Source organism: Novosphingobium sp. CCH12-A3, from assembly GCF_001556015.1.
Lineage (GTDB): Bacteria > Pseudomonadota > Alphaproteobacteria > Sphingomonadales > Sphingomonadaceae > Novosphingobium > Novosphingobium subterraneum.
Window position 1 is genome coordinate 1 of record NZ_LSIA01000263.1, and the last position, 15,979, is coordinate 15,979.

15 protein-coding genes and 1 pseudogene are annotated in these 15,979 nt (G+C 59.5%); 10 read left to right on the top strand and 6 right to left on the bottom strand.

What is annotated here, in order from left to right:
* Positions 1-30: 30 nt before the first annotated feature.
* Positions 31-363, bottom strand: a complete 333-nt coding sequence (locus AX703_RS21065) for a hypothetical protein (protein ID WP_062346977.1) — start codon at positions 361-363, stop codon at positions 31-33.
* A gap of 55 nt (positions 364-418) precedes the next feature.
* Here AX703_RS21065 and AX703_RS21070 point away from each other — a divergent pair, with 55 nt between their 5' ends.
* The 5 genes from AX703_RS21070 (at position 419) to AX703_RS21090 (ending at position 8,478) form a co-directional block, all read left to right on the top strand.
* Positions 419-3,796, top strand: a complete 3,378-nt coding sequence (locus AX703_RS21070; RefSeq protein ID WP_062346979.1) for a TM0106 family RecB-like putative nuclease — start codon at positions 419-421, stop codon at positions 3,794-3,796.
* Positions 3,797-4,012: 216 nt separating this feature from the next.
* Entirely contained in the window at positions 4,013-5,380 is a 1,368-nt protein-coding gene (gene dgt / locus AX703_RS21075; RefSeq protein WP_062346999.1) for a dGTP triphosphohydrolase, read from the top strand.
* Positions 5,381-5,406: 26 nt separating this feature from the next.
* On the top strand, positions 5,407-5,775 hold the full coding sequence (locus tag AX703_RS21080) for a hypothetical protein (protein ID WP_156452156.1): 369 nt from the start codon (positions 5,407-5,409) through the stop codon (positions 5,773-5,775).
* 148 nt (positions 5,776-5,923) lie between these two features.
* The gene (locus AX703_RS21085) at positions 5,924-7,312 is read left to right on the top strand and encodes a hypothetical protein (protein WP_062346983.1); all 1,389 of its coding nucleotides are present in this window, start codon (positions 5,924-5,926) and stop codon (positions 7,310-7,312) included.
* A 131-nt stretch (positions 7,313-7,443) separates the two neighbouring features.
* On the top strand, positions 7,444-8,478 hold the full coding sequence (locus AX703_RS21090; protein ID WP_062346985.1) for a hypothetical protein: 1,035 nt from the start codon (positions 7,444-7,446) through the stop codon (positions 8,476-8,478).
* A 279-nt stretch (positions 8,479-8,757) separates the two neighbouring features.
* On the opposite strand, the gene AX703_RS27560 is transcribed toward AX703_RS21090, so the two are convergent.
* From AX703_RS27560 to AX703_RS21095, 3 genes and pseudogenes are all read right to left on the bottom strand, one after another.
* The gene (locus AX703_RS27560; RefSeq protein WP_156452157.1) at positions 8,758-8,910 is read right to left on the bottom strand and encodes a hypothetical protein; all 153 of its coding nucleotides are present in this window, start codon (positions 8,908-8,910) and stop codon (positions 8,758-8,760) included.
* Positions 8,910-9,212 (bottom strand): FAD-binding protein, encoded by a 303-nt coding sequence (locus AX703_RS28540; RefSeq protein ID WP_369821044.1) that lies wholly within the window; start codon positions 9,210-9,212, stop codon positions 8,910-8,912. The genes AX703_RS27560 and AX703_RS28540 overlap by 1 nt, the downstream gene beginning before the upstream one ends.
* A pseudogene (locus AX703_RS21095) lies at positions 9,097-10,746 on the bottom strand (FAD-binding protein). Before AX703_RS21095 ends, AX703_RS28540 begins: the two are co-directional and overlap by 116 nt.
* 22 nt (positions 10,747-10,768) lie before the next feature.
* On the opposite strand from AX703_RS21095, the gene AX703_RS21100 reads away from it, so the two are divergent.
* On the top strand, positions 10,769-11,338 hold the full coding sequence (locus AX703_RS21100; RefSeq protein WP_082734722.1) for a TetR/AcrR family transcriptional regulator: 570 nt from the start codon (positions 10,769-10,771) through the stop codon (positions 11,336-11,338).
* A 99-nt stretch (positions 11,339-11,437) separates the two neighbouring features.
* Here AX703_RS21100 and AX703_RS21105 read toward each other — a convergent pair whose 3' ends face one another.
* Complete coding sequence (locus AX703_RS21105) at positions 11,438-12,346, bottom strand: LysR family transcriptional regulator (RefSeq protein ID WP_062346990.1); 909 nt, start codon at positions 12,344-12,346, stop codon at positions 11,438-11,440.
* Positions 12,347-12,483: 137 nt separating this feature from the next.
* Between AX703_RS21105 and AX703_RS21110 the strand changes: the two genes are divergently transcribed.
* The 4 genes from AX703_RS21110 to AX703_RS21125 all read left to right on the top strand — a co-directional run bounded on the left by AX703_RS21110 (position 12,484) and on the right by AX703_RS21125 (position 15,445).
* Positions 12,484-13,302: an aldo/keto reductase gene (locus tag AX703_RS21110; RefSeq protein WP_369821045.1), complete on the top strand. Its 819-nt coding sequence runs from the start codon at positions 12,484-12,486 to the stop codon at positions 13,300-13,302.
* Between the two features lie 5 nt (positions 13,303-13,307).
* On the top strand, positions 13,308-14,462 hold the full coding sequence (locus tag AX703_RS21115) for an aldo/keto reductase (protein ID WP_062347001.1): 1,155 nt from the start codon (positions 13,308-13,310) through the stop codon (positions 14,460-14,462).
* Between the two features lie 85 nt (positions 14,463-14,547).
* Positions 14,548-14,946, top strand: a complete 399-nt coding sequence (locus AX703_RS21120) for a nuclear transport factor 2 family protein (protein ID WP_062346994.1) — start codon at positions 14,548-14,550, stop codon at positions 14,944-14,946.
* Between the two features lie 4 nt (positions 14,947-14,950).
* A complete protein-coding gene (locus tag AX703_RS21125) occupies positions 14,951-15,445 on the top strand; it encodes a heme-binding protein (protein WP_062346997.1) in 495 nt (164 codons plus the stop codon).
* Positions 15,446-15,759: 314 nt separating this feature from the next.
* On the opposite strand, the gene AX703_RS28725 is transcribed toward AX703_RS21125, so the two are convergent.
* Positions 15,760-15,891, bottom strand: a complete 132-nt coding sequence (locus AX703_RS28725; RefSeq protein ID WP_255355094.1) for a hypothetical protein — start codon at positions 15,889-15,891, stop codon at positions 15,760-15,762.
* Between the last annotated feature and the right edge of the window lie 88 nt (positions 15,892-15,979).

The following is a 15,979-nucleotide window of genomic DNA, read 5'->3' on the forward strand; positions in this document are numbered from 1 at the left end:
TTTCCAGCGCCTTGGGAACCCCCTGCGATTCTATCCGGTCGGATTATGCTCTAGGGAAAGCGCCGCCATTTCCTCGGGTGTCGGCGCCAGCAACGGGGCCACCGATTTATAGGGCAGTTTCCAACGCGCTTTGTCCGATTCGTCGTCCTTCACTTTCTCCAGTTCGGGAAAACATTGCCCAAGCGCCCGGATCACGCGCTGCGCCGTGCGATAATCTCGTTCGAGGATTTCCTCGATCTCCGCCAGACTGACCCCTCGCATAGAGGCCGCCCTTGCCGCGACCGTCAGCAAGTCAATTGCATTACGATAAGAAATAATAACCTCCCTCCGGAAGCGACAACTTCTGTCGTGTATCACCATCATGCTCGTATGCCATGACGAGTCGAGCAGATCTTGCGACGTATCGGGAGGAACAGGGATGTTGAGGTATGGCGGGCAAACGCTCTATTCAGCGAGCGACCTGGTGAACTTCATGGGCTGCGCGCACGCCACGGTACTCGATGTCGGCAACCTCGTCGCGCCGGCCAGCTTCGCGCCAGACGATGAAAATGCGGTCCTGCTCCAAGAAAAGGGCATCGAGCATGAGCGCGCCTATTTGGAGACGCTTCGCGCGGCGGGGCGCTCGATAGCCGAGATTTCAAGCGACGGGACGTTGGAGCGCCGGGCGCAGGCGACGCTCGAGGCCATGCAAGCGGGCTATGATGTCGTCTATCAGGGCGCGTTTCTGATAGGCCAATGGCATGGCTATTCCGATTTCTTGCTCAAGCGCGACGATATCTCTTCGTCGTTCGGCGACTTCGCCTACGACGTGGCCGACACCAAGCTCGCCCGCTCGGCCAAACCCAAGCATGTGCTCCAACTCTGCGTCTATGCCGATATGCTACGTGCGGTGCAGGGAGTTGCGCCGCCGTCCATGCATGTCGTGCTGGGCAGCGGTGAAATCGTCACGCTGCCCACCTCATCGCTCATCCATTATTTCTCGATCGCGCGCGATCGCTTCGAGCACTTCGCAGCCGCTGTCCCGGAAAACTCAGCTGGCGATCCCTGCGGCCATTGCACATTCTGCCGCTGGTCTGACCGCTGCACCGCCGAATGGGAAGCGGCGGATCACCTCTCGATCGTTGCCGGCATGGGGCGCAGTCACCGATCAGCGCTGCGTCAGGCCGGGATCGACAGCATAGGCGCCCTTGCGGCTCTGCCCGGCGACACGAAAATCCCCGGCATGCAAGCCGGAACCGTCGCGAAACTCTCGGCCCAGGCGCGTCTGCAGGCTCACCAACGCCAGACCGGCGAGGGACGCATCGAGCGCCTCGAGGCTGTGCCGGGGCGCGGCTTCGCGCGGCTGCCGCAGCCGGACGAGGGCGACATGTTCTTCGACATGGAAGGCGACCCGCTGTTCGAAGGCGGCCTCGAATATCTGTTCGGCCTTGTAGCCTTGGACCAAGGCCAGGATCGCTTCCTCGCCTTCTGGGCGCATGACCGGGAGAACGAGAAGATCGCGTTCGAACAGGCGATCGACTTCATGACCGCGCGGTTGGCGCGCCATCCCCTCGCGCATATCTATCATTATGCGTCATATGAAGAGACGGCACTCAAGCGCCTCGCCATGTATCATGGGACGCGCGAGCAAGAAGTCGATGATCTTCTACGCGGCGATCGGCTGGTGGATCTCTACAAGGTCGTGGCGGAAGCCATACGTACCTCAGAACCCCGCTATTCGATCAAGAATCTGGAAGCGTTCTATCTACCCGGTGGGCGACAAGGGGCCGTCAAGACGGCTGGCGATAGCATAGTGATCTACGAGCGTTGGCGCCGCGTGGGCGGCGATGCGCTTCTCACGGAAATCGCTGACTATAACGAAATCGACTGCCGCTCGACCCGGCTGTGCCGTGACTGGCTTCTGTCTCTGCGGCCTGACGATACACCTTGGTTTACGGGGCGGGCCCTGGCCCCCGTGGATCCGGTAAAGGTTGCTGCGCGTGAGGAAGCCGACGAACGCACTCGCCGGTTGGCGCAGGCACTGATCGCCGCTGAAGACGCCCCCTGGCGCCGGTTGCTGGTCGACCTGCTCGAATTTCACCGGCGCGAGGCCAAGCCCAGCTGGTGGGCGATGTTCGCTCGGCAGGAGATGGACGCTGATGCGCTCCTTAACGATGCCGAATGTCTGGCCGACCTCCAGCCTCACCCCACGCTGCGCCCATGGGCAGACAAGAAGTCGGTCGTCCATCCGTTCACCTTTCCAGCGCAGGACTTCAAGATGAAGGTCGGCGACAAGCCGCTGCGCTCCGGCACGCTGGAGCCAGCAGGCGAGATCATGTCGCTCGACGAAGATGCGGGCATGATCGAATTGAAGCTCGGTCCAAGCCGTTCTGCGATCGAGCCCGGCACCGCGCTCATTCCCGAAGGCCCGGTGGGCGACAAGATATTGCGCGCCGCGGTGCACCGCTATGCCCAGAGCGTGGCGAACGGCGAGAAGCGCTATGCTGCCGTCACTGCGATCCTCCGTCGAGATCGCCCCAAGCTCGCCATGCGCCCATCGGGCCAGGCGATCGTGCCGGAAGGCATGGACGCAACTGTTGGCGCGATTGAGGCGTTAAGCTTGCTCGACGACAGCTATCTGCTCGTTCAGGGGCCGCCCGGTGCCGGCAAGACCTACACGTCGGCGGAAGCGATCGTCGCGCTGCTGGCTGCGGGCAAGCGCATCGGGGTGGCCTCCAATTCGCACAAGGCGATCAACAATCTGCTCAAGGATGTCGAAGCGAAGACGGCCGCGCGCGGTCTGCGCTATCGCGGCATAAAGAAATCATCGAATGACGATCAGACCCTCTGCTCGGACGGCTGGATCGACGACGTCGTCGGCGGCAGCGGGAGCGGCGTACTCCCGCACCATCAGCTCGTTGCCGGCACCGCGTGGCTGTTCGCCCGCGAGGATCTCGACAGTGCGCTCGATTATCTGTTCATCGACGAGGCCGGACAGGTCAGCCTTGCCAATGTAATCGCCATGGGAACGGCGGCGCGCAACATTGTGTTGGTCGGCGATCAAATGCAGCTGTCGCAGCCGATCAAGGGCACGCATCCGGGCGACAGCGGTCGATCGGCCCTTGAGCATCTTCTGGAGGGACATGCGACTGTGCCTGCAGATCAAGGCGTATTCCTGCCCATCTCCCGCCGCATGCATCCCGACCTCTGCGGCTTCATATCCAGCGCTGTCTACGAAGGACGCCTTAAGGCGGAGGCGAGCACCACATGGCAATGCATCAACGTGGATTTAGCGGCAGATCCAGCGGCACTGGCTGCCACGGGCCTGCGTTTCGTCGAAGTCGACCATGACGGCCGCACGCAGCGATCTCCAGAGGAAGCCGAACGGCTTGCGATCACTTATCGCGCCTTGCTCGGGACAACCTGGACCGATCGGCACGGCGAACGCCATGAGATCGGCACCCAGGACATATTGGTCGTGTCGCCTTATAATATGCAGGTCGAACTGCTACGGCGCACTTTGCCCGAAGGCGCACGGGTTGGAACAGTCGACAAGTTTCAGGGTCAAGAAGCGCCGGTCGTGCTGATCTCGATGGCCACTTCGTCAGGTGACGATCTCCCCCGAAACATCGAATTTCTCTATAGCCGCAATCGCCTGAACGTCGCGATCAGCCGCGCGCGCTGCCTAGCGGTGATCTACGCCAATGCTAGGTTGCTCGAAATTCCCTGCTCGACGATCGCGCAGATGGAACTGGTGGATGGCCTATGTTGGGCGAAGCAGTTTGCCGACAAGCAGCGGGATCAGGCCAGAACGTGACCTTGGTCCGTTGCGGATTTGGGCAATCCAGAACGGATGAGCGCCGATTTAAAGGTGTAATCTTTGACGAAAGCAACCGATCAGTTTGATCGAAGTGGAGGGGTGGCACCGGGGTACGATCTTGTAGGGTTCTAGCGCAAAATATATAGGTCAGAGCAGCTATGAGCCGGTATGCTGATAGCGGGCTTCAGTATAGATAGACAGGATGCACTTCGGATGGAATGGAGCAAACTGCTCAAGCTCGAGCGCCTGAACGATGCAGGTTACATTCCACATAAACACCGCCCTGCTTATGCGCAGGATATCGATCGCATTCTTTTTTCTCCCCCATTTCGTCGACTAGCTAACAAGACGCAGGTACACCCGCTCTACGACAATGATCACATTCATCATCGCCTGATTCATAGCCTTGAGGTTGCGAGTGTTGGACGTTCACTCGGTGTTGAGGTCGGTGCGTGGCTTGAAGAGAGTGGCGAAGTCCCGGCGGAACAAGTCGAAGTGATTGCTGGTCTTGTGCAGACTGCCTGTATGGCACACGACATCGGCAATCCGCCTTTCGGTCATTCCGGCGAAACCGCGATCGCGTCTTGGTTTAGGGCGAAATTTGCGGACAATCGTGGCATCCTCTCCGATATTGACGATCGGAAGCGCGCCGAGTTTGAAGCGTTCGAAGGCAATGCGCAGGGCTTTCGAATCCTAGCTAGAACTGAGATGTATCGGGATGACGGTGGTCTGCGCTTGACACTCGGGTCGCTCGGGGCGTTCACCAAATATCCGGTGTCGGCGTTCGTAAGGGCCCATGCTGGCGACGCGTTAGTGGATGGTCTGCCCTATATCGGCGTTAAGAAATACGGTGTGTTTGAAAATGATGTCGCCGCTTTCTCCGCGATCGCGGGAGAATTGGGTCTGCCGTCTCACGAGGTGCGGGGTCCGGAACTGGACCTGCTTGGTTATTGGTGGGCCCGCCATCCGCTGGCCTACCTCATGGAGGCAGCGGACGACGTATGCTACAATGTGATGGATCTGGAAGACGCGTATCTTAGTGGCGATCTCGAAGCTGAGCTCGTTATCGATCTGCTCAAGGGGCTAATTAAGAGTTCGAACAAAGCGTATCCAGAACAGAGTGAGGCAGATACTGTTTCTCGCCATCGTGCGCTGGCAATCCGCGGCGCCATCGCGTCTTGTGTCGAGGCCTTCAAAGAGAATTATGTGGCCATCATGGCCGGAGAATTTCCAATTTCTCTGATTGACGCGGCAAGTGTGAAAGATCCCTTCAAAGCGATTAAGGGTGTCGCGAAAAACCGCATCTTCAAAGCCCGTCGCAAGACTGAGCTCGAAGTATACGGCCGTAACATCGTCTACAAAATCGTTGATGGCCTTCTGCCTCTGTTCGATGACCTTGGGAGCGTTGATTGGGACGCGGATAAGGTTAGCGGCTATCATCTCCAGGTCGCCCGTGCGCTTGGGCTTCCGCTCTCCTCGCTTAAAAACCCCTATGACGCCGTCCACGGCCTGACCGACTTTGTGTCGGGTATGACGGACCGTTATGCGGTTAAGGTTGCCGATATGATTGGGGCCAGATAGCCTGTGCAATATCGTTGGAGGACAGATTGAGCACAGAAGACTCGAACGAGTTGGTCCTGAGAATTCCCACTACGGCTGCGCCGCATTTCAAGCAGCTTTGGAAAGATTTGCGGCTTGCTGAGGGGCTCGATCCGGACGCCGATCTTCCCGAGCCCGTCGAGGTCGAGAATTTCGATGGCGCCACGATGGTCCAGTGGATCGTCGAACTAGCGCCCGCGTTGGCGCCAATCTTCACTGGAGCGATCGGCTACCTCGTCGCTTCGCGGGGCGAAATCGAGTATGAGTATGACGGTGAGAAGATCCGCATGAAGAATGTGAAGCCTTCCAAGATGAAGGAAGTGCTGCAGCTCCTCGACGAGCGGAATGCGAAGCGGCTCAGTGATACCAAGGACTAATTGGGGCATCATTAAGCAGCACCTCCGCCGCCGACCAGCGTTTAAATCAACTGCGCGCGATCGGGCTGCGATCAGGAGGGTTGCTGCGCGGTTTGACGCGGACTATCGGCGCGGTGACCGGCCGGTCGAAATTCTGCCAATCAGTTCCATGCAATGGTCGAGCGTCGTCATCGGCTATGGCGGCTCCCATGTGGCGTTCATCGATGTTGAACAGGCGAACGCACTGTCGTTTCTACTCAGCCGCTCGGTTTGGCTGGAGCAGCCAGTCTTCAGCTACATCGAGTTTATGATCCGGGCCGCCGAGACCTTCTATGACGACGGCGACATCGCGCTTTCGGCTTCGATTAGCGAGAGGGCTAACGAGCGTCTTTGGGCCTATTGTCGGCACCATGAGACCGAAGATTCGGTCTACCGTCCGATGATGATTGATGAGCTGCTTCCGCAGCTTCTCGACGCGCGCGTAATCCTTGGGTTCATAACCGGACATGAGATTGGGCATCTAGCCCAACTGTCGAACGAAACCGGAACGAAGGAGCTCTTCGATTGGGTCGAAGCGCACTACATGGCGTCGCACCTTAACCTGCGCGATCCCGAGATGCCGTTTGAGCGCTTTCTCGACATCGAGATTGTGCAGAAAATCAGCGAGGACGGCTCGCCTGCTGGCTATGCGATCCAGACCAGCAAATATGCGCGGCAGATGTTGCATATGCGACGTCAGCAGCTTCAAGAAACCCAGTCGGACGCTCTTGGCGTGATCCTGGCTACGCCGCTCGCGATAGAAGCAGAAATCTCTGCGGCGGAGCTGTTTTCGCTTTTTCCTCGCCTCATTGAGCATACGGAAATGCTGATGATGTTGCGCAGGATCGTCACGCGATTGCCACGAGGCGAGAGGTTGGCCGCCATCGCGTCCGAGCGATCGTCGCAATTCGCCCGCTTGACCCTTTTCGTCCGCCTGATTCGGGGTCTTCAGAGGGGCCAGGTCGATGCGCCCCGCGACGTTCTGGACTATTGGGCCTCCCTCCCTGAAAACCTGATCGCCGGCATGGAGGCAAAAATTGAGAGTGGTCAGCTCGAGATGTTCTGTTTGCGTAATGCGGTCCTGTGCCGGGGATCGATCGAGGTGGGCCTTTGCGGAAAGTTGGCACCGCCGCTTTCGCAGGAGTACCGCAAATTGCTCGGGGTATTCGGGGGCAATCTGAGCGTGGCCTACGCCCATGGCGATTTGCCCGAAGAGATGTTTCGCATCGAGAAGAGCTACGACTGGGAGCCATCGGAGGCTGCGACCGATGCGCTCTCGCTCGGGTTCGCCGGAGCCATCACGGATATCGCACAGATTTGCGCGACCGAAACTCGCGAGGTTGGGGTGTTACGGCGCAAGGACATTCTGCGGGAGGCCTCGGATGACCAGTTCATCGCCTTTCTGCGTAGTGCGCGGAGACAGACATTCGAACGGATTCTCGATGCCTGGTGGGCTGGTTTCGAGGATGCTCTGCGGAAGCCTTGGCCTGAGAAAGGGAGGGGCAATCGGAGCGCCTGAACGGACGGCAGCTACCGAGGCCTCAATTGGTACCACCGATTGGCAGCAAAGTTCGCGCTTACCCTTGCCATGGCTATTTCACCCTATATCGATGCGGTCTATCGTCACGGCCTAGCAAATGAGGACGACACATGCCCGACGTGCATGGCATGGAATTATCAAAACCCAAGAATTGGCAGGATTTCGAGCGAATTACGCTTGCTGCACAAAAGCAGAGCTGGGGATCGCCCGATCTCCAAATGAACGGGAGACCCGGACAAGCGCAGCAAGGTGTCGATATCTGGGGGCCCGACAGCATCGGCCGCCGTGTCGGCGTCCAGTGCAAGCGGTACAAGGTTGCGCTCTCGCTAAAGCTCGTCGAGGAAGAGATAGTAAACGCGGAAAATTTCCAGCCGACACTGTCGGCCCTCTACATCGCCACGACCAACGACTACGACAGCAAGCTGCAGCAAGAAGTGCGGCTTTTGTCGGACAAACGAGTCGCGAATGGTGATTTCGCCGTTTCGATGCTTTTCTGGGACGATATTACGTCAGGCCTCACCATAAATCCCGACGTGTTCCAGGGCTTTTTTCCCGGGTTTCATCTTCCTGCTCATACTCCGTTCGACCGGGGCCGGATGCTCGCGGCGTTCGAACTCGGATTTTATGGCCCGTTCATCAATGAATATGTCCACCTTACCTTCGGCGAGATCGGCGTCTATATGGCGAACACTGATCCCGAGACCGTCGCAGTCGTCCTACGCATCATTGAACGCCGAGCAAGCCAATTGCTGCCCGAGGCCGACGCGCGGCATATCCTCGACGCAATCGCCGAGATCAGCAGTCGATGCTATGAGGGTACGCCGACCAAGCAATCCTGGGACGAGGTCGAGTTTTTCGCCAAGCGGATAGAAACGCGGCTCAACCATGCCTCGTCGGTGCTCGATGAACGCGAAGGGAGCATGCTTGAAACCGGCATCGTCCTTGGACGGTCCGAACATGCTGACGAGGTCACACAAACGCGCCGTGACGACATACGCGGGCGCTTGAGAAGCCTTCTACCTCAAGCGAGTCAGCCGGCGATCGACGCGGCGTTCGAGCGAGCCGAGCCACGTCGTAACGCGGGCTATCGGTGGGCGACGATCATTCGCGGCATCGCCGAGCGGGAAATCCGGTTTAGCCTCTAGCGACTAAAGTCGCGGAGATCCGCTTCCCGGGCTGTTCCAAGGCATGAACTAACGGCAGCTATCAAGGTTTTCATTTAGGCTGCGGAATGTCGGCTATCAAGGCGGCAATTGCTAGTCAGCTGGGCCTCTCCGCCGCTGCAATTACCGCGCCTCGGTTTCGGCATTGATCATTGCGTTGTTGACTGCGGATTCTTGCTGGGTGTCGTAGCCGACAGTTTCAGCCAAAAGTGCTGTAACCTGATTTCCATCAGTGACGTTGCAATGTACGAAGTGCGCCATTTAAACGTGGGCCACGAGGTTCTGAATCTTGTAATGTTCCGGATCAACGTTGAGATCGGCCACCACGATCTGGGCGTTGATCTTGACATGGCGTGGACCAAGGCAGTGATGATCGCCACCTTGCGAGGTGATTGAGCGTCGAAGGTGCGGCATCAGCTACTGCCGCCCTCCTGGATTGGCAAAGTTGCGAGGTGCTTGCCCGCGATGTAGCCGAAGGTCATCCCGGGCCCAAGCGTCCCGCCGGCGCCGCCATAAACATCGCCCAGCACTGCGGCCATGGCGTTACCCGCAGCATAGAGGCCCGGGATTGGCTTACCTTGCCAATCTACCACTTGAGCATCAGCATTGGTCTTGGGACCGCCTGCCGTGCCGAGTGCGCCCGCCTCCATCTTGACAGCATAGAAGGGGCCTTGCTCGATCACCCCGAGCGTGCGGTAAGGGGGATCGTAGCTCATGTCGCCCCACATGTAGAAATTGTCGTAGGTAGTGTCGCCGCGATTGAAGTCGTCGTCGTGACCGGCACGCACCATTGTGTTTAAAACGCGCCACCGTGGCTTCAAGCCCCACAGGATCGATACCTGCCTTCTCGGCGAGTTCAGCCAGCGTCGGCGCTTCCATCATGTAAGGCGGAGTCGGCGAGCCCGGCGAAGCTGTGAAGGCAGGATATCGGTCTCGGTAGCGCTGGTCTATGATCAACCAGTAGGGCAGGTTTGAATAGGTATGGGTGCCTGCGTCGAAGGCATGGAGCGCCTTGCCCAGCGCGTTGTAGTTGGCTGCTTCATTAACGAACCGCTTGCCTGCGCGGTTGACAAGGATCGCCCCGGGTCTCGCGCGCTCGTCCGATCCCAAGAGGTAGTTGGGCTTTGCATTGCGGTGTTGTGGCTTGAACTCCAGCACGCTTTGCATCCAGTCGGCATGCTGCATGTTGCCGAGTTGAGCACCAGCCTCGATCGCCATGATCAGGCCGTCGCCCTCGTTCTCTGGCACGCTGACAGGACCCGTAAGCGGGCCGCGCAGAAAGGACTTAACCAGCGTCTCATTCCACTCGAACCCACCGGTGGCGATCACGACGCCTCGGCGCGCGCGGACGCGGAAGGGTCGGGCACGGCTATCCTCAGCCACAATGCCGATTACGCGGCCGTCCGCCTTGATGAGTTTCAAAGCTCGCTTCTCAAATTCTACCGGAATGCCGCGATCGAGCACGGCCTTGAACAGTGAACCCGCCAGTGCCTGGCCGAGGCCGCGGCAATCGTCAGCTTCGCGCTGCGCCAAGGTCGCATCGTCGAGCTCGCCACGGGTCGCCTCCATCAGGCTGCCGCGCAGCGGATAGGCCATCTTGCTCGGATTTACCCGGCTCGCCCACTTGCCAAGACTTGCGAAGGGGAAGGCAGCATTGTCGAGCGAGCGTCCACCGTCGGGTCGGGCGCCGGGGGCATAGGGTTGATAATCGGGAAAATCGACGAAGGCGTGGAGCTGGACAGGTGTTCTCTCTGCGAGATAACGCACCATCTCGGGCCCGTTTCGCATAAATGCCCACAGCGCGTCCGGGTCGATGGCCCCTGAAGAGAGCGAGTCGATATAGGCAACGATGTCCTCGTCAGATTCCTCGATCCCGGCCTCAATCTGGTGGTGATTGCCCGGCACCTACAACATCCCGCCCGACATCGCAGTGGTTCCGCCGACCATGCCGCTCTTCTCGAGGATCAGCACCTCTCCGGCACTGAAGTCATGCGCGGTGATGGCGGCGGTCATCGCCGCGCCGCCCGATCCCAACACCACGACATCCACCTCGCGGTCCCACTCGGTGGCTTGCTGTCCTGCTTCTTGCGTCATCACCTTGCTCCCGACGTGGTGCACCGTTCTGCGATGCTGCCATTGCCCAGCACCCTCAAACCACTTGGACCCAGTCGCGCCATCACGAGAGAAAGTGTACAACACATGTTGTAAACATCTTCCTCGCGCTTTGGCTAGGTGCCTTGGCTCCGGCATTCTTGATGAGTAAGGAACGTCAATGCCAGCCGCTGTGGATCACGATGAAAAGCGCGATGCGATCGCCCGGATCGCGGCTGACCTGATCGCGGCGCGCGGTCTTGATGCGGCCACTATTCGGCAGGTCGCCGCAGCAGCCGGGTACAGCACTACGGTTGTCACGCACTACTTTGCCAATAAGCGCGCCATGCTGCTGGCGGCCTATCGCCACGCAGCGGAGAGCGCGCAAGGGCGCTTCGATGCGCTGGCAACCGAATGCAACGCAGACCCGCTGTCGCGGCTTGAGAGTCTTCTGCCGATAGACGAGGAGGGGCGCCGCGCCTGGCGGATCTACCTCCAGTACTGGCCGCTGGCCGATCACGATGAAGAACTGGCGATCGAGCAGCGCTGGTGGAGCGCCAATGGGACTGAGCTAATCCGTGCAGCGCTGGTACAGGTGTGTCCCGAGATCGACGACGCCGACGGTAAGGCCGCAATCGCTCTCAGTGTCCTGCTCGGCATCGCCATACAGGCCACGTTCGACCCAGCCGGTTGGCCCGCCTCCCGGCAGAGCGCCATGTGGCAAGCTCAGTGCAAGCTCCTCCTCCGCTAACGGCGCGGATGCGGACCAAAACATTTCAGGCACTTTGACGCTGCCGCTTCGCGGTCATGAGATAGGAGCATAAAGCGCTCTCTTCTCGTGGATTTAGGTTCACTGTCGAAAGCGCAACGCGTCGAGAAGCAGGCTGAATGCTGCCGACGGCTGTCTGCGACTGGGGTAATAGAGATAGTATCCGTCGAACGGATCACACCAGTCTGCCAGCACGCGCACCAGCGTCCCTTCGGCAATTTGGGGAAGGACGCGATCCTCGATCAGGTGGATCAGCCCATGTCCGGAAAGAGCTGCTTCCACCATCAGGTCCACATCGTTGAACAACAGTTGCCCGCCGACCTTTATGTTTAGTTCGCGACCTGCCTTCTCATACTCCCAGGCATAGACGCTGCCGCTGACCATGCGCAGATTGATGCAGCGATGGCGGCTGAGGTCCTGTGGCACTTCCGGTCGGCCCTGTTCGGCGAGATAGGCCGGCGACGCCACGGTCGCCATGCGCAGCCTCGGCCCGATGCGCATGGCGACCATGTCCTGTTCAAGACTGTGCCCCAGCCTTACCCAGGCATCGAAGCGCTCGGCGACGATATCCGTGAAACCGGCTTCCACGTTGACTTCGACGTTGAGGTCGGAATGGTCTGCAATCAGGCGGTCTATCGCAGGCCACAGGATTGTCCGGGCCGCGTGGGCCGAGGTCGTGATGCGGATGTTGCCAGCCGGGCGCGCGCGCATTTCGGTAAGAGCGGTGATCCTCTCGTCAATATCGTCGAGCGCTGGGCGCAGCGTTTCCAGCAGCCGCTCGCCGGCATCGGTCGGGGCGACACTGCGGGTGGTGCGCGTCAGCAATTGCAAGCCGAGCTTCGCCTCCAGCCGTCGCATCGCATGACTGAGGGCGGACTGCGACAGTCCAAGCCTGAGCGCCGCCCGAGTGAAGCTGCGCTCCTCGGCGATGACTGCGAAAAGTGCCAGAGCCCCCAGTTCGTCCCTTGTAGTCGTGTTGCCACCTTTCATGACCTAAAGTCATAGGGTCATTCGATTTACCCTGTCTAGTCGGTGCAATCGTGGGGGCTTATCCTTCAAGGCAATCTGAAGGAACGAGCCAAGTGACCACCAGCATTCCCGATGTGACGTTGTACAATGGCGTTGCCATGCCCTTGCTGGGCTTCGGCGTATTCCAGGTGGCAGATTCTGCAGAGTGCGAGCGTACAGTCTGCGATGCCATCGATGCTGGATACCGGCTGATCGATACCGCGGCTTCCTATGGCAACGAGGCTGCGGTGGGAGCTGCGATACGGGCATCTGCCGTAAGCCGCGAGGATATGTTCCTGACCACAAAGCTTTGGGTCGAGGATGCCAGCTACGACGGGGCCAAGGCGGCCTTCCAGCGATCGCTCGACAAGCTTCAGGTCGACTATCTCGACCTTTATTTGATCCATCAGCCATACGGTGACGTCTATGGTGCTTGGGCGGCGATGGAGGAACTTCACCGCGAGGGGTGGATTCGTGCCATCGGCATAAGCAACTTCTATCCCGATCGCGTGGTGGACTTTGCCCTGCACACTTCCATCAAGCCTGCGGTCAATCAGGTGGAAATCCACCCCTTTCATCAGCAGCATGACGCGCAGGCCATCATGCAGGAATATGGGATACAGACCCAAGCCTGGGGGCCGTTCGCAGAAGGCCGCAAAGGGCTGTTTGAGAATGATGCGCTGGCGGCCATCGGCCGCAAGCATGGCAAGACCATCGCGCAAGTCGTGCTGCGCTGGCTCACCCAGCGAGGCATCGTCGCCATTCCCAAGACCGTGCGTCGCGACCGCATGGTCGAGAACCTCGCCATCTTCGACTTTGAACTGGACGAGACAGATTTCGCAGAAATTGCCGCGCTGGATCAGAAAGCCAGCAGCTTCTTCGATCATCGCGATCCGGCAATGGTCAAATGGATTGGCACGCGCAAACTGGAAGGATGAAGCTTATGGGCGACGTGAAAAGGACCGGCATCGGTCGCCGTGGACTACTCGTCTCAGCAGGTGCGTTGGCTGCCTTGCCACTGGTCGGCAGCGAGGCACAAGGCCGGGGGCGCACTTTGGCGGCAGGGACACGAAGCCAGAACACATCGGTCGGCACGCGCATGCTGGGCAAGCTCGAAGTGTCCAGCATTGGCATCGGGGTGCAGAACAACTTCCGCAAGTACACCACCGAGATTCCCTATCGCCCCGAGCAGGTCGCTCTTCTGCGTTCGGCCTTCGACAACGGCGTGACCTTCTTCGATTGCGCCGAAGCATACGGCCCGCACGAATGCGAGCGCATTCTGGGCGAGGCGATCCAGCCCTTTCGCGATCATGTGGTCATTACCTCGAAGTTTGGCTGGAACATCGATCAGGAGACCGGCCAGCGCCGTCCGGGGCTGAACAGCAGGCCGGAACACATCAAGCTTGTTGTCGAGAACATGCTGCGCCGGTTGCGGACGGACCGGATCGATCTGCTCTACCAGCATCGCGTCGACCCGGCAGTGCCAATCGAGGATGTCGCCGGAGCGGTGAAAGAGCTGATGCAGCAAGGCAAAGTGCGGCACTGGGGCCTCAGCGAAATGGGGCTTGGCACGTTGCGCCGGGCACATGCTGAACTGCCGTTGACCGCTGTGCAGAGCGAGTATTCAATGCTTTGGCGCGGACCTGAGCGCGAAGTTCTGCCGTTGTGCGAGGAACTGGGCATCGGCTTCGTTCCGTGGAGCCCACTGGGCGTCCAGCTCCTGACAGGCTGGATCGATGCCGCCACCCGCTTTGCCCAAGGCGACATCCGCGGCATCGAAAGCCGCTTCTCGCCTGACAACTTGCCGCACAACCTGCAACTGGTGACGCTGGTGAAGTCATGGGCTGAGCGCAAGCAGGCCGCGCCCGGCCAGATCGCGCTCGCCTGGCTGATGGCGCAGAAACCATGGATCGTCCCGATCCCGGGGACGACCAATGCGGCCCACATGGTCCAGAACGTCGGTGCAACGAAGGTCCGTTTCACATCAGCCGAACTGGCAGAGCTCAATGCCTCAGTCCGTGCGATCGAGGTCGCAGGGCAGCGGTTACCGGACGCGGTCCTTGCCTATTCGGGCGTGGAAGCGCCGCCCCGTCGCTGAGGAAAGGACAATGACCCTGCGCGCCAAAGGCATGATTGCCGTTGTAGCCCTTGCGGGCCTTCTCCAACCAACAGGACTTCACGCCATGACCGGAACACCCCAATCTACCGTTTCGACCGAGATGCAGAGCGTGATCGAACTGTCACGCCAGAAGTGGCTGTGGATGGCCGATCGCAACGTGGCCGAGTTGGCAGCGCTGTTCCATCCGTCCGCCCGCTTCGTGCACATGGGTGCGACCCTTGATTGCAAGAGCGAACTCGACGTCGTCCGTTCCGGACAGATTCAGTACAAGCATGCCGACATAAGCGAGACGTCCGCCGAACGGATCGGCGATACCGTCATCGTCTACAGCAGACTGCGCCTGACGGCGGTCGTCGGAGGCAACGAGGTGGTCAACCCGTTCGCGGTCACCGAAGTCTACGTGCGGCAAGGAGACAGCTGGAAATTGGGCTCGATGGCCTTCACACGCCTGCTCGGAGAGTGATACCATGAAGCGAGCGACATTTGCGGCTCTGACCTTTGTTGTCGTGACCCAGGCTGCTGCGCAGGTTCCTGCATCTGCGCCGCCCTCCACTGCAATTCCGGCAGCGTATGGCGTGCCGGTCAGCGTGGATGAGGCGATGGCCTTGATCGAGAAGGGAATGAAGCTCGCAGCAGCGAGAAAGTTCAAGATGGCGTTTGCCGTTGTCGAACCTTCAGGCGAATTGGTCGCCTTCGCCAGGATGGACGATGTCGTCTATGCGTCGGCCCTCATCGCCCAGCAAAAGGCCCGCTCGGCCGCGCGCTTCCGCCTGCCAACATCGGAGTTCGAGAACCGAGTGATCGCAGGCAGGACCGTCCTGCTGTCTTCGGACGAGGTTGTTCCGCTTGCCGGCGGCATACCGATCGTCGTTGATGGGCGCGTCGTCGGCGCGCTTGGCGTATCCGGTGGCAGTGCAGCGGATGACGCCGCAGTCGCCAGGGATGCTCTGTTCCAGCAATAGCATCTTACGCTTGAGCTAACTGTATTTGAAAACTCAGTCTTGGAATGAACGCTGAAATAACGTCAAGTGATGGCATCGCTGTCAAGTTAAGGGGCAAGGAGCGCCAGCGTTTGGGAATGAAGCCGTCGCTTATCTCGTCGCGAGAACGCGACGATTTTGCCCCAGCCCAGGTCTTTCAGTGATCGCCAAAGCGCGCTGAACGAACGGCAGTAATCGACGACGTCAAAATTGAGCACGAATGACCGGGTTCAAGGCGGAATTACCTGGTTGGCTCGACGCAAAACAGCTGACCGCTTTTTCGAACCCTTGACGGCTTACGCAGACACAACCTCGAGGCTGCGCTTGGCTGCGCCGAGAGTCTCTTCAAGCGCGCCCATGACAGCCGCTTTCATCAACTCCGGGTTGACGGCCCCTGCAGCCTCGAACTTGGCATAGTCGGCGCTCATTATCGCAAGTTGCTCAAGTTCCTCCATCCAAAGCTGGACACCCGCAAAAACCGATGGAGTTTCGGTGTCGATGGTGATTCATTGATCG